Annotated in this window: 24 protein-coding genes; 13 read left to right on the plus strand and 11 right to left on the minus strand. The window is 72.4% G+C overall.

The window, feature by feature from the left end; translation table 11 throughout:
- Positions 1-2,357: PQQ-binding-like beta-propeller repeat protein (locus ACFU7Y_RS14300; RefSeq protein ID WP_380768060.1), on the minus strand; the 2,357-nt coding region annotated here is incomplete at its 3' end.
- Between the two features lie 448 nt (positions 2,358-2,805).
- Between ACFU7Y_RS14300 and ACFU7Y_RS14305 the strand changes: the two genes are divergently transcribed.
- Entirely contained in the window at positions 2,806-3,453 is a 648-nt protein-coding gene (locus ACFU7Y_RS14305; RefSeq protein WP_224284690.1) for a TetR family transcriptional regulator, read from the plus strand.
- Positions 3,454-3,693: 240 nt separating this feature from the next.
- Here the strand turns inward: ACFU7Y_RS14305 and ACFU7Y_RS14310 are convergent, their stop codons facing one another.
- The 6 genes from ACFU7Y_RS14310 to ACFU7Y_RS14335 all read right to left on the minus strand — a co-directional run bounded on the left by ACFU7Y_RS14310 (position 3,694) and on the right by ACFU7Y_RS14335 (position 9,520).
- Positions 3,694-4,638, minus strand: a complete 945-nt coding sequence (locus ACFU7Y_RS14310; protein ID WP_224284691.1) for a beta-ketoacyl-ACP synthase III — start codon at positions 4,636-4,638, stop codon at positions 3,694-3,696.
- 122 nt (positions 4,639-4,760) lie between these two features.
- Positions 4,761-5,960, minus strand: coding sequence for a L,D-transpeptidase family protein (locus ACFU7Y_RS14315; protein WP_380768061.1), 1,200 nt, complete (start codon positions 5,958-5,960; stop codon positions 4,761-4,763).
- A gap of 116 nt (positions 5,961-6,076) precedes the next feature.
- On the minus strand, positions 6,077-7,240 hold the full coding sequence (gene mqnE / locus ACFU7Y_RS14320) for an aminofutalosine synthase MqnE (RefSeq protein ID WP_224282896.1): 1,164 nt from the start codon (positions 7,238-7,240) through the stop codon (positions 6,077-6,079).
- Positions 7,241-7,292: 52 nt separating this feature from the next.
- Positions 7,293-8,255 carry a threonine/serine dehydratase gene (locus tag ACFU7Y_RS14325; RefSeq protein WP_224282895.1) on the minus strand — a complete coding sequence of 321 codons (963 nt, stop codon included), beginning with the start codon at positions 8,253-8,255 and terminating at the stop codon, positions 7,293-7,295.
- A 3-nt stretch (positions 8,256-8,258) separates the two neighbouring features.
- Positions 8,259-8,717, minus strand: a complete 459-nt coding sequence (locus ACFU7Y_RS14330) for an Lrp/AsnC family transcriptional regulator (protein WP_030055719.1) — start codon at positions 8,715-8,717, stop codon at positions 8,259-8,261.
- 119 nt (positions 8,718-8,836) lie between these two features.
- Positions 8,837-9,520, minus strand: coding sequence for a UbiX family flavin prenyltransferase (locus ACFU7Y_RS14335; RefSeq protein WP_224282894.1), 684 nt, complete (start codon positions 9,518-9,520; stop codon positions 8,837-8,839).
- A 90-nt stretch (positions 9,521-9,610) separates the two neighbouring features.
- On the opposite strand from ACFU7Y_RS14335, the gene ACFU7Y_RS14340 reads away from it, so the two are divergent.
- The 5 genes from ACFU7Y_RS14340 to ACFU7Y_RS14360 all read left to right on the plus strand — a co-directional run bounded on the left by ACFU7Y_RS14340 (position 9,611) and on the right by ACFU7Y_RS14360 (position 13,500).
- Positions 9,611-10,354: a cyclase family protein gene (locus ACFU7Y_RS14340; RefSeq protein ID WP_224282893.1), complete on the plus strand. Its 744-nt coding sequence runs from the start codon at positions 9,611-9,613 to the stop codon at positions 10,352-10,354.
- Between the two features lie 67 nt (positions 10,355-10,421).
- On the plus strand, positions 10,422-11,138 hold the full coding sequence (locus tag ACFU7Y_RS14345) for an MOSC domain-containing protein (RefSeq protein ID WP_380768063.1): 717 nt from the start codon (positions 10,422-10,424) through the stop codon (positions 11,136-11,138).
- 99 nt (positions 11,139-11,237) lie between these two features.
- Positions 11,238-11,630 carry a GntR family transcriptional regulator gene (locus ACFU7Y_RS14350; RefSeq protein ID WP_224282891.1) on the plus strand — a complete coding sequence of 131 codons (393 nt, stop codon included), beginning with the start codon at positions 11,238-11,240 and terminating at the stop codon, positions 11,628-11,630.
- Positions 11,627-12,511 carry an ABC transporter ATP-binding protein gene (locus tag ACFU7Y_RS14355; protein ID WP_224282890.1) on the plus strand — a complete coding sequence of 295 codons (885 nt, stop codon included), beginning with the start codon at positions 11,627-11,629 and terminating at the stop codon, positions 12,509-12,511. The genes ACFU7Y_RS14350 and ACFU7Y_RS14355 overlap by 4 nt, the downstream gene beginning before the upstream one ends.
- Positions 12,508-13,500 carry an ABC transporter permease gene (locus ACFU7Y_RS14360; RefSeq protein ID WP_224282889.1) on the plus strand — a complete coding sequence of 331 codons (993 nt, stop codon included), beginning with the start codon at positions 12,508-12,510 and terminating at the stop codon, positions 13,498-13,500. Before ACFU7Y_RS14355 ends, ACFU7Y_RS14360 begins: the two co-directional genes overlap by 4 nt.
- A 1-nt stretch (position 13,501) precedes the next feature.
- Here ACFU7Y_RS14360 and ACFU7Y_RS14365 read toward each other — a convergent pair whose 3' ends face one another.
- Positions 13,502-13,879 (minus strand): VOC family protein, encoded by a 378-nt coding sequence (locus ACFU7Y_RS14365; protein WP_224282888.1) that lies wholly within the window; start codon positions 13,877-13,879, stop codon positions 13,502-13,504.
- The gene (locus tag ACFU7Y_RS14370; RefSeq protein WP_380768064.1) at positions 13,876-14,691 is read right to left on the minus strand and encodes a TetR/AcrR family transcriptional regulator; all 816 of its coding nucleotides are present in this window, start codon (positions 14,689-14,691) and stop codon (positions 13,876-13,878) included. Before ACFU7Y_RS14370 ends, ACFU7Y_RS14365 begins: the two co-directional genes overlap by 4 nt.
- Before the next feature lie 99 nt (positions 14,692-14,790).
- Between ACFU7Y_RS14370 and ACFU7Y_RS14375 the strand changes: the two genes are divergently transcribed.
- The 4 genes from ACFU7Y_RS14375 to ACFU7Y_RS14390 all read left to right on the plus strand — a co-directional run bounded on the left by ACFU7Y_RS14375 (position 14,791) and on the right by ACFU7Y_RS14390 (position 18,386).
- The gene (locus tag ACFU7Y_RS14375; RefSeq protein WP_224283666.1) at positions 14,791-16,014 is read left to right on the plus strand and encodes an FAD-dependent oxidoreductase; all 1,224 of its coding nucleotides are present in this window, start codon (positions 14,791-14,793) and stop codon (positions 16,012-16,014) included.
- A gap of 45 nt (positions 16,015-16,059) precedes the next feature.
- Positions 16,060-16,815, plus strand: coding sequence for an alpha/beta fold hydrolase (locus tag ACFU7Y_RS14380; protein WP_224283665.1), 756 nt, complete (start codon positions 16,060-16,062; stop codon positions 16,813-16,815).
- 37 nt (positions 16,816-16,852) lie between these two features.
- Positions 16,853-17,491 carry a hypothetical protein gene (locus ACFU7Y_RS14385; protein WP_224283664.1) on the plus strand — a complete coding sequence of 213 codons (639 nt, stop codon included), beginning with the start codon at positions 16,853-16,855 and terminating at the stop codon, positions 17,489-17,491.
- A gap of 100 nt (positions 17,492-17,591) precedes the next feature.
- Complete coding sequence (locus ACFU7Y_RS14390) at positions 17,592-18,386, plus strand: hypothetical protein (protein ID WP_380768065.1); 795 nt, start codon at positions 17,592-17,594, stop codon at positions 18,384-18,386.
- A gap of 176 nt (positions 18,387-18,562) precedes the next feature.
- Here the strand turns inward: ACFU7Y_RS14390 and mqnP are convergent, their stop codons facing one another.
- Both mqnP and ACFU7Y_RS14400 read right to left on the minus strand, forming a co-directional pair.
- Positions 18,563-19,468, minus strand: coding sequence for a menaquinone biosynthesis prenyltransferase MqnP (gene mqnP, locus ACFU7Y_RS14395; protein WP_380768069.1), 906 nt, complete (start codon positions 19,466-19,468; stop codon positions 18,563-18,565).
- Positions 19,456-20,913, minus strand: coding sequence for a menaquinone biosynthesis decarboxylase (locus tag ACFU7Y_RS14400; RefSeq protein WP_224283662.1), 1,458 nt, complete (start codon positions 20,911-20,913; stop codon positions 19,456-19,458). Before ACFU7Y_RS14400 ends, mqnP begins: the two co-directional genes overlap by 13 nt.
- Positions 20,914-21,005: 92 nt before the next feature.
- Between ACFU7Y_RS14400 and ACFU7Y_RS14405 the strand changes: the two genes are divergently transcribed.
- The 3 genes from ACFU7Y_RS14405 (at position 21,006) to ACFU7Y_RS14415 (ending at position 23,765) form a co-directional block, all read left to right on the plus strand.
- The gene (locus ACFU7Y_RS14405) at positions 21,006-21,428 is read left to right on the plus strand and encodes a PLD nuclease N-terminal domain-containing protein (protein ID WP_380768067.1); all 423 of its coding nucleotides are present in this window, start codon (positions 21,006-21,008) and stop codon (positions 21,426-21,428) included.
- Positions 21,429-21,879: 451 nt separating this feature from the next.
- Positions 21,880-23,481 carry an acyl-CoA carboxylase subunit beta gene (locus ACFU7Y_RS14410; protein WP_224284849.1) on the plus strand — a complete coding sequence of 534 codons (1,602 nt, stop codon included), beginning with the start codon at positions 21,880-21,882 and terminating at the stop codon, positions 23,479-23,481.
- Positions 23,482-23,555: 74 nt separating this feature from the next.
- Positions 23,556-23,765 (plus strand): acyl-CoA carboxylase epsilon subunit, encoded by a 210-nt coding sequence (locus tag ACFU7Y_RS14415; protein ID WP_224284850.1) that lies wholly within the window; start codon positions 23,556-23,558, stop codon positions 23,763-23,765.
- The last annotated feature ends 42 nt before the right edge of the window (positions 23,766-23,807 follow it).

A 23,807-nucleotide genomic window follows, 5' to 3' on the forward strand; every position in this document is an offset into this window, starting at 1 on the left:
CCGTAGAAGGCGTCCAGCGCGTACACGCAGCGGTCCTTGGAGCCGACGAAGACCCGGCCGCCGACCGCCACCGGCGAGCCGGTGAGTTCGCCCTTGGTGCCGAGCTCCCAGCGCAGCTGACCGCTCGCCAGGTCCAGGGTGTGCAGCGAGTGGTCCCGGCTGCCCAGGTGCACCAGGCCGTCGGCCACCGCCGGGGAGCCGACGATCTCGCCACGGGCGGTGTAGCGCCAGCGCTCCCGGCCGGTGGCCGCCTCGAAGGCGTACAGCACCTCGCCGTTGCCGACCAGCACCATGCCGTCCGAGACCACCACCGGGTCGGCGCCCTGGCGGCGGCCGGTGACCCCGCGCCAGCGGTCCAGGCCGGTGGCCGCGTCCAGCGCGTGGACCGTGCCCAGGTAGTCGGCCACGTAGACGGCGTCGGCGTCCAGGGCGGGCGGGGTGAACAGCACCACCGGGGCCTCGAAGCGCCAGCGCTCGGCCCCGCTGGCCGCGTCCAGCGCGTACACCCGGGTGCCGGCCGACACGTACAGCACACCGCCGCGCTCGACCGGGTGCGACGGCACGTCCTCGCCGACCGGGAAGGACCAGCGCAGGCCCGCGCCGCGCGGGTCGACGCAGCGCAGCCGCCCGCCGCCGTAGTAGTAGGCGGCGCCGCCCACCAGGACCGGGCCGGACTGCGGGTTCTCGTAGTCCTGCTGGGCGTCGTCGGCGCGCCACAGCTCGGCGCCGTTGGCGGCCGAGCGGAGCTGGATGCCGCCGCCCCTGATCCCGCAGCAGAGCACGCCGTCGGCGGCGGAGAGCGAGTAGACCCAGCCGTCCAGCGAGGTGCGCCAGCGCTCGGTGCCGTCCGCCGCGTCCACGGTGTACAGGTGCGGGCCGTCCGCGGCGTGCACCCGGCCGGCGTCCACCGCGAGCGCCCAGGCGACGTCCCGGGTCTTGTAGCGGCGCTCGCCGGAGGCGATGTCCAGCGCGTGCACCTCGAAGCTGGAGACGAAGAGCGTGCCGTCGGCGACCACCGGGGTGCCCCAGACGTCGTTGGACATCCGGAACCGCCAGGGGCGCCAGCGGGCGACTGGCGGGGGCGGCGGGGTGGGGGCCCGGCGGACCCAGTCGGTCGTGGCCGGGGCGGTGTTCGGGCCGGGCTGCTCGTGCTCGGCCCGCGGTCCCGGGCCTATCCGCACCGAGGCGCCGGACAGCTGCACCTCGACGGCACCGCCGGACGGCGCCCGGTGCTTGTTCGGCGAGGCGATCTTCGCGGTCGGGATCTCGGCGTCCGAGCCCTGGCCCGGCTGCGGCAGGCTGTGCACCGGCCCGGCCGGCGGCTGCGCGTGCCGCCCCGCGTTGGTGCGCGGGTCGGCCGTCCCCAGGTGCTGCGGCGGGACCTGCGCGGGCGGCGCCTGCGGGAGCGGGGGCGGCTGCGGCGGCTGGGCCGGGCCTGCCGGCGGGCGCGACGGCAGGACGGCCGGCCGGCGGCCGCGCTTGCGCTCGATCAGCTCCAGCGCGTTGGCCGGCAGCCAGTCCCCGGCCTCGCCGGAGGCGTCGTCCCGGGAGAAGAGGTGCGGGGCCAGCTCGGCCTGGATCTGCGCCGGGGTGGGCCGGCGCTCGGGGGCCTGCTGCATGCAGGCGCGGACCAGGTCCATCAGCTCGGGCGGCATGCCGGTCAGGTCCGGCTCCTCGCGCAGCAGCTGGAACACCGTCTCGACCGGGTTGGTGCCCCGGTAGGGCGGGTGCCCGGTGGCGCAGAAGACCATCAGCGAGCCGAGTGAGAACACGTCGCTGGCGCCCCGGACGGTACGGCTGTCCCGGGCCTGCTCGGGGGACATGTAGGCGGGGGTGCCGACCGCGACGTTGGTCATGGTGAGCCGGGTGCTGGACACCCCGGACGCGATGCCGAAGTCGATCACCTTCGGGCCGTCCTCGACCACCAGGACGTTGGAGGGCTTGAGGTCGCGGTGGATCAGCCCGGCGCCGTGGATCGACTGCAGGGCCTCGGCGATGCCCGCGACCAGCCAGCGGGTGGCCTCCACCGGCAGCGGGCCGCACTCCTCGACCAGGTCCTCCAGCGAGGGCGACGGGATGTACGCGGTGGCCAGCCAGGGCACCCGGGCGTCCGCGTCCGCGTCCACCACGGCAGCGGTGTAGAAGCCGCCGACCGTCTTGGCCGCCGCGATCTCCCGGGCGAAACGGACCCGGAACAGCTCGTCCTCGGCCAGCTCCCCCCGCACGGTCTTGATGGCCACCCGCCGCCCCGACGCGGAACGCGCCAGGTAGACCAGCCCCATCCCACCCGCGCCGAGCCGCCCCAGCACCTCGAAGGGCCCGATCCGCCTCGGATCGTGCGCCGTCAGCTGGTCCACTCCGCTGCCACCTCCCCGTTGTCCGCACCCGCCGCGTGGTGCCGGACCCGATTCTCCAATGCCGCCCCGCGCATATCCAACCTCCCCCACCCGCCGGAACCCGTCGTCCGGGCCCGGACGACGCACCGGACGGGCCCCTGACCAGCGAGGACGGAACGGCCGGATCCTGACGCCCGCTCCGGGGGCGGCTTGCGCGCGCGGCCCCGGACCGTCCACTTCCGGACGGTGCCACATCTTCCCGCCACCGTCACGCTCTGTCACCCGACCACCCCTCAGCGGACTCGCCGTCACGCTGTGAGATCAAAAGCACACGGGGGGGCTTCAACAGGGGCTTCGAAGCCCGGTGAATATCCGTCCGAAGTGGTTCATGCCGCTATACCAACCCCCGTGCGGAGTAATAGTCGCATCACCGAATCGCGCCAAGATCGTGCCACGGTAAGCTGACGGCATGACAGGACAAGTTCGCACCGTCGACGGTCGCGTCGCCGGGCGACGCGGACAGGAGACGCGGCAGAAGCTGCTCGACTGCCTCCGCGAGATGCTCAGCACGTCGCCCTATCGGGACGTCAAGGTCATCGACGTCGCCCGTATGGCGGGTACCTCCCCCGCGACCTTCTACCAGTACTTCCCGGATGTCGAGGGCGCTGTCCTCGAAATCGCCGAGGAAATGGCCAAGGACGCCGACCAGCTCAAAGAGCTGGTGGCCGGAAAGTCCTGGGCAGGGAAGTCCGGACCGACCACTTCTGAAGAACTGGTCGACGGATTCCTCGCCTTCTGGCGCAAGAACGACGCCATTCTCCGAGTGGTCACGCTCGGTGCCGCCGAAGGGGACAAGCGGTTCTTCAAGATCCGCATGACGGTCCTCAACGCGGTCGCCAAGCCACTCGCCGAGGCCGTCAAGGAACTCCAGGCGAAGGGTCAGGCCGACAAGTCGCTCGACCCGAACGCCGTGGCCGGGGCCCTGGTCTCGCTGCTGGCTTCGGCGGCCGAGCACCAGAAGGCCTTCACCTCCTGGGGCGTCAAGGTCAAGGACCTCAAACCCAACCTCGCTCCCCTGGTGTACCTGGGCGTCACCGGCAAGAAGGCGCCCAAGTAGGACCATCCTCCGACCCACCATCCGCTCCGCGCGCAGCCCCGGCCTCCTGTCCGGGGTACGAGGGACGGCGGCCGTGTCCTCGGGGGAGGTCCGCCGACGTACCGCACGCGCGCCAGACATGCCGGTGGGCGGGTACCCGTGAAAGGGTGCCCGCCCACCGGCATGTGTGCGTTCCGACGGCCTCGTGGCGCCTTCAGGGGGCGTCGCGGCGCCGTTCGGGCGGCCGGCGACGCCGTCGGGTCAGGGGCAGCGCACGACCTGGCCGGCGTAGGCCAGGCCGCCGCCGAAGCCGAAGAGCAGGACCGGGTCGCCGGGCGAGAGCTCGCCGCGCTCGACCAGCTTGGAGAAGGCCAGCGGGATGGAGGCGGCCGAGGTGTTGCCGGAGTCGACCACGTCCCGGGCCACCACCGCGTCAGTGAGGCCCAGCTTGTTGGCGATCGCGTCGATGATCCGCAGGTTGGCCTGGTGCGGGACGAAGCCCTTCAGCTCGGCCGGGTCGATCCCGGCCCGCTCGCAGGCCTCGCGGGCCAACGGGGCGAGCTGGGTGGTGGCCCAGCGGAAGACCGACTGACCCTGCTGGCTGATCACCGGGTCCCAGCCGGTGATCACCACGGCGTCGCCCTTCTCCGGCACGGAGCCCCAGACCACCGGCCCGATGCCCGCCTCGCCGCCGTCCTCCTGGGCCTCGACCAGCGCGGCGCCCGCGCCGTCGCCGAAGATCACGCAGGTGGAGCGGTCGGTCCAGTCGAGCGTGTCGGACATCCGCTCGGCGCCGATCACCAGGGCGCGGCGGGCCGAGCCGGCCCGGATCGCGTGGTCGGCGGTGGCCAGGGCGTACGAGAAGCCGGAGCAGACCGTGTTGATGTCGTACGCGGCGGGCGAACGGATGCCCAGCCGGGCGGCCACGGCGGCGGCGGTGTTGGGGCTGCGCTCGATCGCGGTGCAGGTGGCGACCACGACGAGGTCGATCTCCGCCGGCGTCCGGCCGCCGTTGGCGAGCGCCTTCTGCGCGGCCTCGGTGGCGAGGTCGACCAGGCTCTCGTCCTCGGCGATGTGCCGGCTGCGGATGCCCACACGGGTGCGGATCCACTCGTCGTCGGTGTCGACGAGCGCCGCCAGGTCGTCGTTGGTGAGGACCTTGGGGGGCTGGTAGTGGCCGAGTGCCACAATGCGCGAACCGCTCATACTGCCATGGAACCGGGTTACCCGCTGGTCAGCATGGTATGACCGGTGACAGGATCCGCCCCCTCGTTCTGTAGGAGATCAACAAGGGGCGTTGCGGCGTCTGGGCTGCGCGTACGTCGAGGTCAGGCGGCCAGTGCGGCGGCGTCGCCCATCACGATGACCGGATGGGCCGCCGGGTCCAGGGTGCGGATCAACTGGGCCATCTTGTCCTCGGGGATCGACACGCAGCCGTGGGTCGGGCCGTCGTGGTCCACGTGGAGCCAGATGCCGCCGCCCTTCTTGGAGCCCATCGGGCGGCGCGGGTCGAGCGGGGAGTTGCCGGGGACGCGGTTGTAGTCGATCGCGACCACGTAGTCGAAGGAGCCGGCCAGCTGGTCCCCGAAGAAGCCCGTGCCGGAGACCACGAAGCTCGGGTCCTTGTCGTACGGGAGCTTGCTGCCCGGGTCCGCCTTGCGGCCGCCCGCGTCGGTGAGGCTGAACACGCCGATCGGGCTGCGCAGGTCGCCCTCGTTGTGGTCCGTGGTCCAGCCGTTCTTGCCGTTGTGGCCCTGCCAGGTCTCGCCGGCCAGCCAGCGGCCCTCGGGGGTGCGGGTCCAGAGGGTGACGGTGTTCTTGTCGGTGTTCTTGTCCTGGCCGGAGGCGACCACGACCTGGGTGGTCCCGGCGGGGATCTTCGCGGTGAAGGCGGCGCCGAGGCCGGGTATCGCGGCGACCGAGCCGTCCGCGCGGGTCTGGCTGCGGTCGGCGGCCGGGGCCGCCGCCTGCCGGTCGGAGGCGGCCTGGGCGGCCGCGGGGGCCGGGGCGGGCCGGTCGGGCTTGCTGACGCCCTCCGGGCCGGGGCCGTCGGCGGCGGCGATGCCGGGCTTGGCGTCGTCCTGGCCGACGGCGTACCAGCCGGCGGTGGCGGCGACCAGCAGCGCGGTACCGGCCATCACGGCCTTGCCGTGACGTTTCTGCTTGGCCTTGCGACGCCGTCCCCGGGCAGCCGTCCGGGCACCCGCCACGGGCGCGGCGGGCACGGCAGGCGCGGCGAGCACGACGGGCTCGGGCTCGAAGTACACGGGCTCGGGAGCGGGCTCCGCCTCGTAGTGGACGGACTCGGGGACCGGCTCGGCCCCGTACGGCTCGAACGGCTGGTCGTACGTCTCGAAGTACCCGTCAGGGCTCTGCGCGTACGGCTGGTACTCGCCCTGGTAGTAGCCCTGCTGAACCGGCTGCTGGTACGCCTGGCCGCTCTGGTACTGCTGCTGCGGCATCAGGTCGACCGGCCCCTGCATCGGCTGGTGCGGCGGGTAGGCGGTGGCACGATCAGAACCGGACATGCCTTCGATCCTGCCAAACGCCGTACCCGTTGGTAAACCCGGGCCTCGTGCGGAGGCCGTGAAGACCACCGCCGCCCGGGCCGGAGAGCGGCCCGGGCGGCAGGGATCTTCGCAGTTCAGAGGCGCATCGCCTGCGGGGACTCACGGCGCATCGGGTCCGGGCCGTCGTACTCGCGGATGACCTCGTAGCGGGTGTTGCGCTCCACCGGGCGGAAGCCGGCGTCCCGGATCAGCCCGAGCAGGTCGTCGCGGCCGAGCTTGTTCGGGGTGCCGAAGTTGTCCGCGTCGTGGGTGATCTTGTACTCGACCACCGAGCCGTCCATGTCGTCCGCGCCGTGGCTGAGCGCCAGCTGGGCGGTGGTGACGCCGTGCATCACCCAGAAGACCTTGACGTGCGGGACGTTGTCGAAGAGCAGCCGGGAGACCGCGAAGGTCTTCAGCGCCTCGGCGCCGGTGGCCATCTCGGTGCGGGCCATCAGCTTGTTGCGCACGACGCCGTCCTTGGAGTCGTGGAAGTCGTGCTGGTAGCGCAGCGGGATGAAGACCTGGAAGCCGCCGGTCTCGTCCTGGAGCTCGCGCAGCCGCAGCACGTGGTCCACCCGGTGGCGGGGCTCCTCGATGTGGCCGTACAGCATGGTGGCCGGCGTCTTGAGGCCCTTGCTGTGCGCGAGGCGGTGGATCCGCGACCAGTCCTCCCAGTGGGTGTCGTGGTCGACGATGTGCCGGCGGACCTCCCAGTCGAAGATCTCCGCGCCGCCGCCGGTCAGCGACTCCAGGCCGGCGTCGATCAGCTCGTCCATGATCTCGTCGGCGGACAGGCCGCTGATCTTCTCGAACCAGTGGATCTCGGTGGCGGTGAAGGCCTTCAGCGAGACGTTCGGCAGAGCCGCCTTCAGCTCCCGCAGCGAGCGCGGGTAGTAGCGCCACGGCAGGGTCGGGTGCAGGCCGTTCACGATGTGCAGCTCGGTGAGGGACTCGCTCTCCATCGCCTTGGCGAGGCGGACGGCCTCCTCGATGCGCATCGTGTACGCGTCCTTCTCGCCCGGCTTGCGCTGGAACGAGCAGTACGCGCAGGACGCGTTGCACACGTTGGTCATGTTGAGGTGGCGGTTGACGTTGAAGTGGACGACGTCGCCGTTCTTCCGCGTCCGCACGTGGTGGGCCAGCCCGCCCAGCCAGGCCAGGTCGTCGCTCGCGTAGAGCGCGATCCCGTCCTCGCGGGTCAGCCGCTCACCCGCGTAGACCTTCGCCTCCAGCTCGCGCTTGAGCCCTGCGTCCATGCGGTGCCCCGCCTCCTCCGACGTTCGATTCCTTGCCGGAACGAGCGTACGCCTATGCCGAGAGCAGCTCGGCGAGCAGTGCGGGGTCGATGTTGCCACCGCTGACCACGGCCGCCACCGCCTGGCCCCCGGTCTCGGCGGCACGGTGGAAGTAGGCGGCCGGGGCGACCGCCCCGGAGGGCTCGGCGACCAGCCGGCCGCGGCGGGCCAGCAGGGCCACGGTGGCCCGGATCTCGTCCTCGGTGACGGTGACGATGTCGTCCACGTAGGCGGTGACGTGCTCGAACGGCAGCACGCCGAGCGACGGGGTGCGCAGCCCGTCCGCGATGGTCCGGTAGGTGTCGGCGACCGGCCACTCGACCCGGCGGCCGGCCCGCAGGCTGGCCCGGGCGTCGGCGGCCAGCTCGGGCTCCACGCCGATCACCCGGATGCCCGGGCGGGTGAGCTTGAGCGCGGCCGCCGTCCCGCCGATCAGGCCGCCGCCGCTGACCGGCACCAGGACGGTGTCCAGCCCGGCCGGGGCGTCCTCGGCGATCTCCAGGCCGACCGTGCCCTGGCCCGCGATGATGAACGGGTCGTCGTACGGGGGCACCCAGACATAGCCGTGCTTCTCGGCCAGCTCGCCGGGCAGGGTGTCCCGCTCCTCCGGTGCGACCAGGATCACCTCGGCGCCGAACGAGCGGGTGGCCTCCACCTTCACCGCGGGCGAGGTGTCCGGCATCACGATCACGGCCTTGATGCCGAGCGTCCGGGCCGCGTACGCCACCGCCTGCGCGTGGTTGCCGCTGGACTGGGCGACCACGCCCCGGGACCGCTCGTCCTCGGTGAGCGCGGCCAGCCGGTTGTAGGCGCCACGGGTCTTGAAGGCGCCGGTCGGCTGGAGGTTCTCGGGCTTCAGCCAGAGCCGCCGCTCCCCCTCGGCCGCCCAGGGGGCGGGAACCAACGGGGTGCGCACGGCGACCCCCGCGATCCGCTGCCGGGCCGCGCGCAGTTCCTCCAGGCCGACCAGTGCCATGCGTCACTCTCCTACGGGAGGAAGTTCACTCACCCGGTTTTCCCACTTCGTGGAGAGTACGACGGTGGTGCGTGTCCGGGCCACACCCTTCGTGCCCGAGATCCGCTTGACCACCGACTCCAGGCCGGCCACGTCGGCCACCCGGACCTTCAGCATGTAGGAGTCGTCGCCGGCGATGAACCAGCAGTCCTCGACCTCGTTGAGGTCCTTCAGCCGGAACGCGACGTCCTCGTGGTCCGCGGCGTCGGTGAGCTGAAGGCCGATCAGGGCCGTGACGCCGAAGCCGAGCGAGGCCGGGTTGACCGTCGCCCGGTAGCCGGTGATGACACCGGCCTGCTCCAGGCGGTTGATCCGGTCCGTCACGCTCGGGCCGGAGAGCCCGACCAGGCGGCCCAACTCGGCGTAGGACGCACGGCCGTTCTCCCGGAGCGCCTGGATGAGCTGTCTGTCCACCGTGTCCATATACCGTCCGCGTCCTTCCGAACCTCTCCAGACCCACAGATCATTATCCGGATTCAAAGGCGCTGCGCGCCGACCGACCCGGATATCGCAGAGAAGATACTCTCCCGCCCTCGGTCTCCCTACTCCCCCTCAGGCCGGACGCCTCCGCTGCCGTCCGCCCGTCGGGCCGCCGCCCCCAACTCCCCTTCCCAGCGCAGGTACAGGGAATGCGGCACGTCGACGGCGTCCAGCACCCGTCCGGCCACGAAATCCACGAGCTCGCGCGCGGTGGAGCCGCCGGCGTAGAAACCGGGCGAGGCGGGCAGGACGACCGCCCCCTGTGCGTCGAGCTCCACCAAGTGCTTCAACGTCACCCCGTTGAGTGGTGTCTCGCGCACGCAGACGACGAGCGGGCGGCGCTCCTTGAGGGTGACGCTGGCGACGCGCTGCAGCAGGTCCTTGCTCAGGCCGAGTGCGATCCCGGCCACCGCGCCGGTGGTCGCGGGCACCACCAGCATGCCCTTGGCGGGGTAGGAGCCGCTGGACGGGCCGGCCGCGAAGTCCCCGGCGGGCCAGTAGCGGACGCCGTCCAGGCCGTCGTCCGGGCCCTCGGTACCGAGCCAGGCGGCGAGGTCGGCGCGCCAGTGGGCGTCCCGGAAGGAGATTCCGGTCTCGTCCAGGATGGTGAGCCGGGCGGCGCGGCTGACGATCAGGTCCACCGCCTCGCCGGCGGCCAGCAGCGCACGGATCACCGAGGCCGCGTACGGCGTCCCCGACGCACCCGAGACCCCGACCACCCATGGCTGACGCTTCGCAGTTCCCATGGGGCAATTCTGTCCCCGCTCCACGTGTGCGTTCGGCCCGGGCGTGCCGGGAGGGGCCCGGAAGCCCCCCGCCCCTGGAAGGATGGGCGCATGGCAGCGACCCTCGTCGACCTCACCCATCAGGTGACCACCGCGATGCCGGTCTACCCCGGCGATCCGGCCGTCCTGCTGGAGCCCGCGCTCACCACGGCCGCCGCCGGGGTGAACGTGCTGGCCCTGCACCTCGGCTCACAGTCCGGGACGCACGTGGACGCGCCGTACCACGTGGACGTCACCTGGCCGACCCTGGACGGGCTGCCGCTGGAGCGGTTCACCGGCCCGGCCGTGGTCGCCGACCTGCGCGGGCTGGAGCCCCGGGCGGCCGTCACTCCCGAGCTGCTGGCGCCCGCGCTGGAGCGGGCTGCCGAGGGCACCGTCCTGCTGCTGGCCACCGGCTGGGCCCGGCACTGGGGCACCGACGCCTACCTCGCCCACCCCAGCCTGACCCCGGCCGCCGCCGAGGCGATCGTCGCCGCCGGGGTGCGGACGGTCGGGGTGGACGCGCTCAGCGTCGACCCGACCCCCGACCCGGGCCCGGGTGACCCGGCCGTGGCCGCCCTGCTCGCCGACCTCACCGACGAGCACGACCACGGCACCGCCGACGAGCCCTCGCTCGCCGCGCACCGGGTGCTGCTGGGGGCGTCCGGCGGCGGGGTGATCGCCGAGAACCTGACCGACCTGCGGCCGCTGCTGGCCGCCCAGGAGGCCGGGCTGCCGGTGGAGGTCTCGCTGTTCCCGCTGCGGCTGGTCGCGGCGGACGGCGCACCGGTACGGGCGGTGGCCCGGCTGGGCTGAGCGGACGGTACGCCCCCCGACACTTGGTCTAGACCATCCCCCGTCAACGCCAGTACGCTTTCCGGCCATGGCTGAGATCATCGGAGTGGTCGAGCGACTCTGGCGCTACCCCGTGAAATCCACCGGCGGCGAGCGGCTCGACTCCGTCGAGGTGGACGAGCGCGGCCTGGCCGGAGACCGCCTCTACGCCGTCCGCGACGCGGCCGGGAAGCTCGGCTCGGGCAAGAACACCCACCGCTTCCGCCGGATGGACGGCCTGCTCCGCCTCTCCGCCCGGCTCGGCCACCGGATCGACGGCCCCGAACTGTTCGACCCGCTCGGCCGCCCGGTCGAGCGGCCGAACGCCTTCCTGCGCGCCTACCTCCAGCGCGAGGACGTCGAACTCGCCCGCGAGGACGGCGTCTCGCACTTCGACCGGCTGCCGGTCAGCGTGCTCAGCACCGCCACCCTGGACTGGGTCCGCGAGGCCGTCCCCTTCGCCGTGGTCGACGAGCGCCGGTTCCGCCCCAACATCGTGCTGCGCACCCCGCCCGGCACCCCGCCGTTCGTCGAGGACGCCTGGCTCGGCCGCCAGGCGTCCGGCGAAGCCCCCGGCAGCGCCCGGCTCGCCTTCGTCGCCTCCAGCGAGCGCTGCGCGATGACCGGCGCCCCGCAGCCCGGACTGCCGCACGCGCCCGCGATCCTCAAGGCCGTGGTGCACGCCCACGACGGCCGGCTCGACGCCCTCGCCGAGGTCGCCACCCCTGGCCGCCTGCGGGTCGGCGACCGGCTGGTCCTGGACTGACCGACTCTCCGCGACCATTCGTCAACACCTCTTTCCGGTTGACGACTTGACCTTCGTACGCCCATCCTGTCTTACTGTCATAAGACAGGAGAACAAGTAGTGATCGAGTTCGTCCTCGACGGCCGCTCGCGGGTCGCCACCTACATGCAGCTCGTGCTCCAGGTGAAGCAGGCCCTGCGGGTCGGACTGGCCCGGCCGGGTGACCAGCTGCCGAAGGTCCGCGAGGTGGCACGCGCCCTGGCGATCAACCCCAACACCGTCCTGAAGGCCTACCGGGAACTGGAGTTGGAGGGGCTCGCCGAGGGACGGCCCGGCGTGGGGACCTTCCTGGTCGGCACGCTGGCCGGTCCCGCGCTGGCCAACCAGGCCGAGCTGCGCGAGGACCTGGTGGTCTGGCTGCGCAGGGCCGAGGCTGCCGGGCTCGCCCACGAGGACATCGCCGCGCTGATCGACACCACGATGCGGGCCACGCTCAATTGGGGGAAGACATGACGGAAGTCGCGCTGGAAACACGAGGGTTGGGCAAGCGGTACGGCAAGGCCTGGGCACTGGAGGGCTGTTCGTTCCAGCTGCCGGCCGGGCGGATCGCCGCGCTGGTCGGCCCGAACGGGGCGGGCAAGTCCACCCTGCTGCACCTGGCCGTGGGCCTGCTGGAACCGGACGCCGGCGAGGTCCGGGTGTTCGGCCGCGATCCCCGGCAGGGCGTCGAGGCGCTGGCCGGGATCGGGTTCGTCGCCCAGGACACCCCGCTCTACCCGGACTTCACCGGCGACGACCTGATCACCATGGGCGGCAAACTCAACCGCCGCTGGGAGGCCGCCACCGCCCGGGACCGGCTGGTCCGCCTCGGCATCCCCCTCGACAAGCCGGTCGGCCGGCTGTCCGGCGGCCAACGCGCCCAGGTGGCACTGGCGTTGGCGCTCGCCAAACAGCCCCGCCTGCTGCTGCTGGACGAGCCGGTGGCCGCGCTCGACCCGCTCGCCCGACACGCGTTCATGCAGGAGCTGATGGGCGCCGTCGCCGAGAGCGGCACCACCGTCCTGCTCTCCTCGCACCTGCTCGCCGATCTGGAGCGGGTCTGCGACCACCTGGTCGTGCTGAACACCGCGCAGGTCCAGCTGACCGGCGCGGTCGATGACCTGCTCGCCGAGCACTGCACCCTGGTCGGCCCCCGGGTGGGCCCCGGTCCGGTCCCCGGCGTTGCCGCGGTCGTCCAGGCCAGCCACACCGAGCGCCAGTCCACCCTGCTGGTGCGCACCGACCGGCCGGTGGACGAGAGCGTCTGGACCGTCCACCCGGTCACCCTCGAAAACCTCGTCCTCGCCTACCTGGGCGCGGGCGACACCCGGCTCTCCCCGGAGGTGGCGGCATGACCTGGCTGATCTGGCGCCAGCACCGCAAGCAGCTGCTCTGGACGCTCGTCGCCCTGGCCGCGCTGACCGCCGTCATGGTGCCCACCGGCCTCGCCATGCGCGGCGCCTACGACCACAGCGGCCTCGGCGCCTGCCTCGCCGGACTCGGCCACGAGACCATGCTGACCGGGGCCGGCGGCTGCGAGGGCCTGAACCAGCGCTTCCAGAACCAGTACGGCGGGTTCGCCTACGTCGCCATCCTGTTCGTCCTGCTGCCGGTGCTGGTCGGGCTGTTCTTCGGCGCACCGCTGGTCGCCCGCGAGGTGGAGAACGGCACCCACCGCCTGGTGTGGACCCAGGGGATCAGTCGGCGGCACTGGGCGCTCGCCAAGTTCGGCCTGGTCGGCGGCGCTTCGGTGCTGCTCGCGGTCACGTACGCGCTGGGCGTGGCCTGGTGGCTGGGGCCCCTGGTCGCCTCCGGCCTGGGGCGGCTGGGCTACCTGAGCTTCGACGTCCAGGGCGTCGCCCCGATCGCGTACACCCTGTTCGCGGTGGCACTCGGCGTGTACACCGGCACGGCGGCCCGCAAGGTGCTGCCCGCCATGGGGATCTCGCTGGCCTCGTTCGCCGCGGTGCGCGTCCTGGTCGAGACGGTGGCCCGCCCGTCCTTCCTCCCGGCGAAGACCGCGACGTACGCGGCGGAGAGCGGGCTGCTCCCCAACCGCTACGCCGGGGACTGGGTCTACGACCAGGTGGTGCGCAACGGCTCCGGCGAGGTCGTGCTGCACGACGGGCAGATCGGCTGCCCGCCTCCCGGGGACCCGGGGGCCGCCGACTGCGCCAGGAACATGGCCGAACACGGCTTCGGCGCCGGGCCGTACACCAACGCGCTGGAGTACCAGCCCGCCGACCGGTTCTGGACCTTCCAGGCGATCGAGTCGGGCCTGTTCCTGGCCCTGACCGCGCTGCTGGTGTTCCTCGCGGTACGGCGGATCCGGCGGATCTCGTGAGTCAGGCCCGGTGGGCGCGGACCAGGCAGAAGAAGTGCCCGGCCGGGTCGGCGTAGATCCGCCACCCGCCGGCATCGTGCAGCCGGACGGCGCCGAGGGCGAGCACCTGCCGCTCGGCGTCGTCGAGGTCCGCCACCTCGACGTCCAGGTGCGCCTGCTGCGGGTGCTCCGGCTCGGACCAGCGCGGCGGCCGGTGGTCGGCGACGCCCTGGAAGCAGAGCACCGCGCCGTCGTCGAGGTGCAGCGTGGACCAGTCCGCGCCCAGCGACCAGCGCCGGTCCGGGCGGTCCACCTCGCCGCCGAGCAGGTCGGCGTAGAAGCGGGCCAGCACTGCCGGGTCGGGGCAGTCGAGCACGAGGCACTGCAGTGTGCCGATCACGGTTCTCCTCGGGTCGGGGTCCGGTCCGCACAGTCTGCCCCGGGGAGGGCGACCGCCCGCAGGTAGGAGTCGGCGAACAGCGCCGTGGCCTCCTCCACCGCGGGCAGCGCGGCACCCAGCACCGGGCTCAGCACGGGCCGCAGCAGCAGGTGGGTGACCACCGGCCCGAACAGCAGCTGGACCAGCACCGGGAACGGCAGCGGCCGCAGGCGGCCGGCCTCGACGTGCGGCAGCAGCAGCCGGCCCAGACAGTCCAACAGCCTCGGGAGGCTGGCCGTCATCACCCGGGCGGCGGGGCCGTCCGGCCGGCTGAACAGGTCCCCGAAGACCGCCGGAACGATCCGCGGTTCGCAGGTGAAGCTCGCCACGAAGGTCCGGTAGAGCGCCCGGACGGTGTCCTCCAGTCGCTCCGGCGGGTCGGCCGCGAGCACCTCCAGGTCCGGCAGCGGGCCGTACTGCTCGAAGACGGCGGCGAGCAGGCCGTCCCGGCCCTCGAAGACGGTGTGCAGGCTGGGCACCGAGCACTCGGCACGGTCCGCGACGGCGTCCAGGGTGACCGCGCCCAGGCCCCGCTCGGCCACCAGCCAGGCCGCCGCCTCGACCGCCCGCTCCCGCACCGGCGGTCGTCCGCCCGGGTCGTGGCCCGCCCGCCGGACGGCCTCGTCCAGCGCGGCCCGGGAGCCGCCGAGCCGGCGCAGCAGCGTGCTGCGGGAGATGCCGGCCGCCGCCGCGATCGCCGTCAGCGGCACGTCCGCGACGTCCTGGCCCCGTTCCCCTGCCGCCGCGAGGGCCGCTGTCACCAGATCCTTCATATGGAGCATCGTACTACTTGACACCTGAGACGGTTCCAGAGAGTCTCTATATGCGAGTTCCATACGGGAGGTCGCGAGCGGAACCGAGGGGAGAGAGCCATGAGCGTCGTCATCTCCGGGGGCGGACCGGCCGGCATGATGCTGGGCCTGATGCTGGCCAGGGCGGGGGTCGAGGTGACCGTGCTGGAGAAGCACGGCGACTTCCTGCGTGACTTCCGCGGCGACACCGTCCACGCGTCCACCGTGCGGCTGATGGACGAACTGGGGCTGGGCCGGAAGTTCGCCGCACTGCCGCAGAACCGGCTCGGAAACTTCGTGGTGCCGGTGCCGGGCGCCGGCCGGGTCGCGATGAGCGCCTTCGAGAAGCTCCCGGCGCCGTACAACTACATCGCGATGGTCCCGCAGTGGGACCTGCTCGACTTCCTGGCGGCGGAGGCGAAGCAGGAGCCCACCTTCACGGTGCGGATGAACACCGAGGCCACCGGGCTGATCAGGGAGCACGGCCGGGTGGTCGGCGTCCGCTACCGGACCCGGGACGGCGACGAGGGCGAGGTCCGGGCCGCACTCACCGTCGCCGCCGACGGCCGGAACTCCACCCTGCGCCGGGAGGCGGGGCTGGCGCCCGAGGAGTACCCGGTGCCCTTCGACGTCTGGTGGTTCCGGCTGCCGCGGCGCGCCGACGAGCAGGCCGCACCGCCCGACCTCGCCCCGAGCTTCGGGGACGGCGAGATGGCACTGAGCCTCACCCGCGAGGACTACTTCCAGATCGCCTACTTCAAGCCGAAGGGCACCGACCCGCAGCTGCGCGCCGAAGGCATCGAGCGCTTCCGCGCCCGCATCGCCCGCCTGATGCCCCAGTACGCCGACCGGGTCGACCAGTTGGCGGGCATGGACGACGTCCACCTGCTCGACGTCAGGCTCAACCGGCTGGACCGCTGGTACGTGGACGGGCTGCTGCTGATCGGCGACGCCGCCCACGCGATGTCCCCGGCCGCCGGGGTGGGCATCAACCTCGCCGTCCAGGACGCCGTCGCGGCCGCCGCCCTGCTCGCCGAACCGCTGCGCCACGGCCGCCCGACCGTCGCGGCCCTGGCCCGGGTGCAGCGCCGCCGGTGGCGACCGACCGTGATCATGCAGCGCCTGCAGCGGATCCTGCACCACGTGATGTTCGAGCCCGTCCTCACCGGCCGCCGGGTCGGCCCGCCCACCCGGCTGGTGCTGCTCGCCCGCTACGCCCCCGGCTTCCCCCTGCTGCTGTCCCGTCTGATCGCCTTCGGCCCGCTCCCCGAACACGCCCCGGCCTTCGCCCGGCGCGGCGCCTGAGCCCCACTCGTTCGGGCGGGCGGTTCGCGGGGAACGACCGTTGGCATGACGATCCCTCACCGCTTGACCGGCACCGGCGACCACCACGTCCTGGTCCTGCACGACTGGTTCGGCACCAGCGCGGGCTGGGGCCCGTTCCTCGACTACCTCGACGGCGGCGCCTTCAGCTACGCCTTCCTCGACTACCGCGGCTACGGGCAGCGCAAGGACGTCCCCGGCACGTACACGCTCGCCGAGATCGCCTCCGACGCGCTCGCCCTGGCCGACCAGCTCGGCTGGGACCGCTTCTCGCTGGTCGGCCACTCGATGGGCGGCAAGGCGGCCCAGCAGGTGCTCGCCGAGGCGCCGCTGCGGGTGCGCAAGCTGGTCGGCCTGGCCCCGGTGCCGGCCGGGGCGTACCCGCTGGACGAGGCGGGCGAGGCGCTGTTCTACGGCGCCGCCGAGGACCGGGAGAAGCGGTTCGCCATCCTGGACCTGGTCACCGGCCGACGGGCCGGCCGGGTCTGGCTCGACCACATGGTCGACCAGTCCCTGCGGCTGTCCACCCCCGAGGCCTTCGGCGGCTACGTCCGCGACTGGACGACGGCCGACCTGGAGCGCCGGATCGACGGCAACCCGGTGCCGGTCAAGGTGATCGTCGGCGAGCACGACCTCGCCCTGACCGCCGACGTGATGCGCGGCACCTTCCTCGCCCACTACCCCAACGCCGATCTGGAGGAGCTCGGCGGCAGCGGGCACTACCCGATGTACGAGGCCCCGGTGGCCCTGGCCGCCGCCCTGGAGGGCTTCCTGCACAACTGAGGCCACCCTGCCGGGGCTTCCGTATGATCCGGTGATCATGACCGATCAGGAACTCTGGCACCGGCTGGACCGCATCCGCCACCAGCGCGGACTCCTCACCCCGGGCGAGCTGATGCTGCTCGCCGACCAGGGCGTGGTGGTCCTCGACCCGTTCTCGGCGCTGGTCTCGCGGCGGGTGACACTGCGGGCGGAGACCGTCCTGCACCCGGGCGTGGCGATCGAGTGCGACGCGGACAGCAGCTGCACGCTCGGCCCGGGCGCCGTCCTGCACGGCGGCACCCGGGTCGTCGCGACCGGCGGCGGGCGGATCACCATCGGGCGGCGCGCGCAGATCGGCGAGGGCGGCGCCGTGATCAGGGCGGGGGCGGGCGAGAGAGTCGAGCTCGGGGACGAGGTCAGGATCACCAACGGCGCCGAGCTGACGGGCGGCTGCCGCCTCGGCGCCGGTGCCCAGATCCTGGGCCCGATCTCCGCCCGCGCGGTCGAGCTCGCCGCCGGCCGCCCCCACACCCACCCCGACCCGGACGGCCGCGGCGGCGTCCTCAAGGGCCACGGCCGTGCCCGGGGCATCCGCGTCGGCGTCGGCGAAGTCGTCAACGGCAACGGCGACTTCGCCACCGCCCCACTCGAACGCCAGCGCACCTACCACCCGGAGGCGCCCCGGTTGAGCAGCTGACCGCCCGCGCGGGAGTCGGCGCGCGCCGGGTAGACGCTGACGCATGGACCCGATACCCGTGCACATTGGGCGTCTCATCCTTCTCGCTTACGTTCGATGCATGACAGATAAGCGAGTTGACGGCACGCCGCCAGTGCTGGTGATCGGCATCTCCGGGGCGGTCGGGCGGCATGTCGGGCTGCAGCTCGCGGCCTCCGGCCTACGGGTACGGACCCTGGCGCAGCGGGAGTTGCTCGACCCGGCGTCGCTGGAGGCGGCGGTGCAGGGTGCGGGCGCGGTGCTGCTGGGGTGGCCGTCCCCGACGGCGGACGGGGCGACGGAGGCCGTGGGCGTGCTGGCCCGGGAGGTCGGGCGGGTGGTGTTCCTGTCGTCGGCCGCCCCCGGCCGGCCGGACGGCGGGATCGAGGCGCTGCTCGCCCGCAGCGGGGTACGGCACACGGTGCTGCGGGCGCACGGCTTCGCCGCCGCGCTGCAGTGGGCCGAGGAGATCAGGGCCGGGGGTGCGGTGCAGGGCTACGGCGGTGCGGCCGGGCTGAATCCGGTGGACGAGCGCGACATCGCGGCGGTGGCCGTCCGCGCCCTGGTCGAGGACGGCCACGACGGCGCCCGGTACGTCCTGACCGGCCCGGAGTCACCGACGCAGGCCGAACAGGTGGAGATCATCGGCGCGGCCGTCGGCCGCCCGGCCACGTGGCAGGAGATCCCCCGCGAGACCGCCCGCCGCCGGATGTCCGCCACCGGCCGGCCCCCGGCCGCCGTCGACGGTGCCCTCGACTTCCTCCACGCCCGCATCGCCGCCCCGGAGCCCGCCACCACGACGGTCCAGGACCTCACCGGCCACCCCGCCCGCAGCTTCCACGCCTGGGCGAAGGATCACGCGGCCCTGTTCCGCTGAGCCGGCCCGCTCGATCCAGCGGCTCAGTACCGCCGGTGGATGACTCCTCACCCGTCACGGCGAGGACGAGCGACCGGGCTGGACCCGGCTGACCACCCTGATCGAGCGGAAGGTGCGGGCAGCCGGCATCAACGTCCGGTAGGGCACCGGGGGGAGCCGACGCGGCCGGACGGGGATCAGATCCCGAGCCCGCGCACGACCAGGTCCACCAGCGCGAAGAAGAACAGCGAGATCCCGACGAAGCTGTTGGTCTGGAAGAACGCCCGGTTGAGCCTCGACAGGTCGTTCGGCTTCACGATGGTGTGCTCGTACACGAACGCGCCCGCGACGACCACCAGGCCGATCCAGAACGCCACTCCGGCATCCGTCAGGACCGCGAACCAGCCCAACAGCAGCGTCGTCAGGACGTGGCACACCCGCGCGCCCCGGATCGCCGCCGGCACGCCGTACCGCGCGGGCACCGAGCGGACCCCGTTCTCGCGGTCGGACTCGACGTCCTGGCAGGCGTAGATCAGGTCGAAGCCGCCGATCCAGATGCCGACCGCCGCACCGAGGACGACCGCGTCCCACGACCAGCTGCCCGTCACCGCGAGCCAGGCGCCGACCGGCCCCATCGCCTGGGCCAGGCCCAGGATCGCCTGCGGGAAGTCGGTGAACCGCTTGCCGTACGGGTAGACCACCATCGGCACCACGGCGACCGGCGCGAGCGCCAGGCAGAGCGGGTTGAGCATCGCGGCCGCGCCGAGGAAGACCACCAGCGCGACGGCCGAGCCGGCGTACGCGGTCTTCAACGACACGGCGCCGGTGACCAGTTCACGCGTGGCCGTGCGCGGGTTCCGGGCGTCGATCTCGCGGTCGATGATCCGGTTGGCGGCCATGGCGAAGGTGCGCAGCCCGACCATGCAGACCGTGACGACGAAGAGCTCGCCCCAGTGCACCCGCTTGTCCGCGAGGAACATGGCCGTCAGTGCGGCGATGTACGCGAAGGGCAGGGCGAAGATCGAGTGCTCGATCATCACCAGCCGGAGGAACGCCTTCGTGCGGCCGGGAGTCTCGATCGCAGCGGTGCTCACAGTCCGTATTCCTTCCAGCGGCGCGACACCAGCGCGGCCGTCGCCGGGTCCGAGGACACCATCTCGGGCCAGCCGCCGTCCCGGGTGTAGCCCTCCTCGGGAAGCTTGCGGGTGGCGTCGATGCCGGCCTTGCCGCCCCAGAACTGCTGGTACGAGGCGTGGTCCAGGTGGTCCACCGGGCCCTCGACCACGGTGAGGTCGCGGCTGTAGTCGACGTTGCCGAAGGCCCGCCAGGCGACTTCCTGGTAGTCGTGCACGTCGCAGTCGGAGTCCACCACGATGATCAGCTTGGTCAGCGACATCATGTGCGCGCCCCAGATCGCGTGCATCGTCTTCTGGGCGTGCTTGGGGTACTTCTTGTCGATCGAGACGATCACGCAGTTGTGGAAGCCGCCGGCCTCGGGCAGGTCGTAGTCGACGATGTCCGGGACGATGATCTTCAGCAGCGGCAGGAAGAACCGCTCGGTGAACTTGCCCAGCGGGCCGTCCTCCGTCGGCGGGCGGCCGACCACGATGGACTGGAGGATCGGGCGGCGGCGCATCGTCACGCAGTCGATCTTCAGCGCCGGGAACGGCTCCTGCGGGGTGTAGAAGCCGGTGTGGTCGCCGAACGGGCCCTCGGGCAGCATCTCGCCGGGCTCCAGCCAGCCCTCGATCACCACCTCGGCGTCGGCCGGGACCTGGAGCGGCACCGTCTTGCAGTCGACCATCCGGACCCGCTCCCCGGCGATGAAGCCGGCGAAGAGGTACTCGTCGATGTCCCCGGGCAGCGGAGCGGTGGCCGCGTAGGTGACGGCCGGCGGGCAGCCGAAGGCGATCGCGACCGGGAGGCGCTCGCCCCGCTTGGCCGCCACCGCGTAGTGGTTGCGGCTGTCCTTGTGGATCTGCCAGTGCATGCCGATGGTGCGGCGGTCGTGCCGCTGGAGCCGGTAGAGGCCCAGGTTGCGGATGCCGGTGTCCGGGTCCTTGGTGTGGGTCAGGCCCAGGTTGAAGAAGGAGCCGCCGTCCAGCGGCCAGGTGAAGAGGGCGGGCAGCTCGTCCAGGTTGACGTCGTCACCGGTGAGCACGACCTCCTGCACCGGGGCGTCGCCGGACTTCACGTGCCGGGGCGGGACGTGCGCCATCGAGGCGAGCTTGCCGAAGGCGTCCCGGAAGCCGGTGAAGCCCTGCGGCAGCTCCGGCTTGAGCAGGCCGGCGATCTTCTCGGAGATGTCGTCCGGGCCCTTGAGCCCGAGCGCCTTGGCCAGCCGCCGCTCGGTGCCGAAGACGTTCATCGCCAGCGGCATCGACGAGCCCTTGACGTTCTCGAAGAGCAGTGCCGGCCCCTTGGCCTTCTGCACCCGGTCGACGATCTCGCCGATCTCCAGGTGCGGGTCCACCTCCGCCTTGATGCGCTTGAGGTCGCCCTCGCGGTCGAGGGCCCGGAGAAACGAACGGAGATCGTCGTATGCCATGCATGTCAGTATCCGCCACCCGATAGCCTGGCTCGGTCAAGGGCCCCTGGAAGGCGCCCGCCGCCGCCGTCGCCCGGGGGGAGATCCCAGCCGTGCCGAGGATTCTTCTGACCATCGTCCTTCCGCTCGCGCTCTGGGTCTGGGCGTTCGTGGACTGCCTGACCACGCCCGAGGACGAGGTGAAGCACCTGCCCAAGGTGGTCTGGGTGCTGATCGTGCTGCTCTTCCCGCCGCTGGGCCCGATCGCCTGGCTGATCGCCGGCAAGCAGCGCGGCTTCCTGCGGGCCGCGCCCGCCGGGGCCCGCCCGGGGTACCCGGCCGACGACCGCCCGGGCCGCACCGCCCCGCGCGGCGGGCGCCCGCTGGCGCCGGACGACGACCCCGAGTTCCTCGCCTCGTTGAAGAAGAACGACAAAGACCACGAGGACATGCTCAAGCAGTGGGAGGCCGACCTGCGCCGTCGCGAGCGGGAGCTGCGCGACCGCGACGAGCCCGAGGACGGCAGGAAGAGCTGATCAAAGCGGCCCGCCCGCTCGCTCGGACAGCCCACCCCCACCAGTCGGGGTGGGCTGCGGCGTTTTTGGCGCTTCCCTACGACTGTCGGGCCACTCACCCGACCGGCGGCCCGCCGGCCGGCCGGCTTGAGCGGACCTTGAGCGCGACCCAAGAGGACCGGCCTACAGTACTGGAAGACGGCCCTGACCTGCGCTTTTCCTCATGCTCAGATCATCGGACCATCACCTGCCCGACAACCCCCGGTACCCGAATGACCACCGAACGCTCAGCGCCCTGGCCAACCACTTCTGTACAGGCCTGACAGCTAAACGAACTCGACCTTGTACGGAATCGACGCCGGAACCAGCGCACAGCCCCTCGTACAGTCATAAGTGAAGAAAGTGATTCGCAGCCGGGGGCACAGCAGACGTTGGCTGTCGGACAGTTCCCTCACCCTTGGAGTGGTTCGAGATGACGGTTGTGCATGAGGCGCCGATCGACGGCGAGGTCCCGGAGGTCCCGGCCGACGCCCGCGGGCGCGTCGCCGAGCTGCACGAGCTGCGCGAGAAGGTCCGCCGCGGCCCCAGCGACAAGGCCACCGAGGCCCAGCACGCCAAGGGCAAGCTGACCGCCCGCGAGCGCATCGAGCTGCTGCTGGACGAGGGCTCCTTCCAGGAGGTCGAGCCCCTGCGCCGGCACCGCGCCCAAGGCTTCGGCCTGGAGGCCCGGAAGCCGCACACCGACGGCGTGATCGTCGGCTGGGGCACCGTCCACGGGCGCACCGTCTTCACCTACGCGCACGACTTCCGGATCTTCGGCGGCGCGCTGGGCGAGGCCCACGCGCAGAAGATCCACAAGATCATGGACATGGCCATCGCGGCCGGTGCTCCCCTGGTCTCGCTGAACGACGGCGCCGGCGCCCGCATCCAGGAGGGCGTCACCGCGCTGGCCGGCTACGGCGGCATCTTCCAGCGCAACACCAAGGCCTCCGGCGTCATCCCGCAGATCTCGGTGATGCTCGGCCCGTGCGCCGGCGGCGCCGCGTACTCCCCCGCACTGACCGACTTCGTCTTCATGGTCCGCGAGACCTCGCAGATGTTCATCACCGGCCCGGACGTGGTCCAGGCGGTGACCGGCGAGAAGATCACCCAGAACGGCCTCGGCGGCGCGGACGTGCACGCCGGCGTCTCCGGCGTCGCCCACTTCGTCTACGACGACGAGCAGTCCTGCATCGAGGAGGTCCGCTACCTCCTGTCGCTGCTGCCGCAGAACAACCGCGAGATGCCGCCGCCCGTGATGAGCGAGGACCCGGTCGAGCGGCGCAACGACAGCCTGCTGGACCTGGTGCCCGCCGACGGCAACCGCCCGTACGACATGCGCAAGGTGATCGAGGAGATCGTCGACCACGGCGAGTACCTGGAGGTCCACGAGCGCTGGGCCACCAACGTGCTCTGCGTGCTCGCCCGGATCGACGGCCACGTCATCGGCATCATCGCCAACCAGCCGCAGTCGCTGGCCGGCGTGCTGGACATCAACGCGAGCGAGAAGGCCGCCCGCTTCGTCCAGATGTGCGACGCCTTCAACATCCCGCTGGTCACCCTGCTCGACGTCCCCGGCTTCCTGCCCGGCGTCGACCAGGAGCACGGCGGCATCATCCGGCACGGCGCCAAGCTGCTGTACGCGTACTGCAACGCCACCGTGCCGCGCATCTCGCTGATCCTGCGCAAGGCCTACGGCGGCGCCTACATCGTGATGGACTCCCGCTCGATCGGCGCCGACCTGTCCTACGCCTGGCCGACCAACGAGATCGCCGTGATGGGTGCCGAGGGCGCGGCCAACGTCATCTTCCGGCGCGAGATCAACGCCGCCGAGAACCCGGACGCCATGCGCGCCCAGAAGATCAAGGAATACAAGAACGAGCTGATGCACCCGTACTACGCGGCCGAGCGCGGCCTCGTGGACGACGTCATCGACCCGGCCGAGACCCGCCAGGTGATCGCTTCCGCCCTGGCCATGCTCCGCACCAAGCACGCCGACCTGCCCAGCCGCAAGCACGGCAACCCGCCGATGTAGCGGCACAGCCGCACCGCAGCAGTCCGCACCGGGCAACCACCTCAGACCACAGCAACCGGGGGAGAAACCAGGACATGACCGCTTCCGCCGAACCCCTCGTCCGCATCGTCCGCGGCAGTCTCACCGACGAGGAACTCGCCGCCCTGACCGCCGTCCTCGCCGCGCGCGCCGCCGCCACGCAGCAGGCCGCCGCGACCGCGCCCATCGAGCCGATCGCCAACTGGCAGCGCCTGGAGCGCCGTCCGGCGTACTACTCTCCGGTCAGCTGGCAGCAGGCCGCCTGACGGCCCACGGCCCGAACCGACGGCCGGTCACCCGAACGGGGT

Source organism: Kitasatospora sp. NPDC057542, from assembly GCF_042801945.1.
Lineage (GTDB): Bacteria > Actinomycetota > Actinomycetes > Streptomycetales > Streptomycetaceae > Kitasatospora.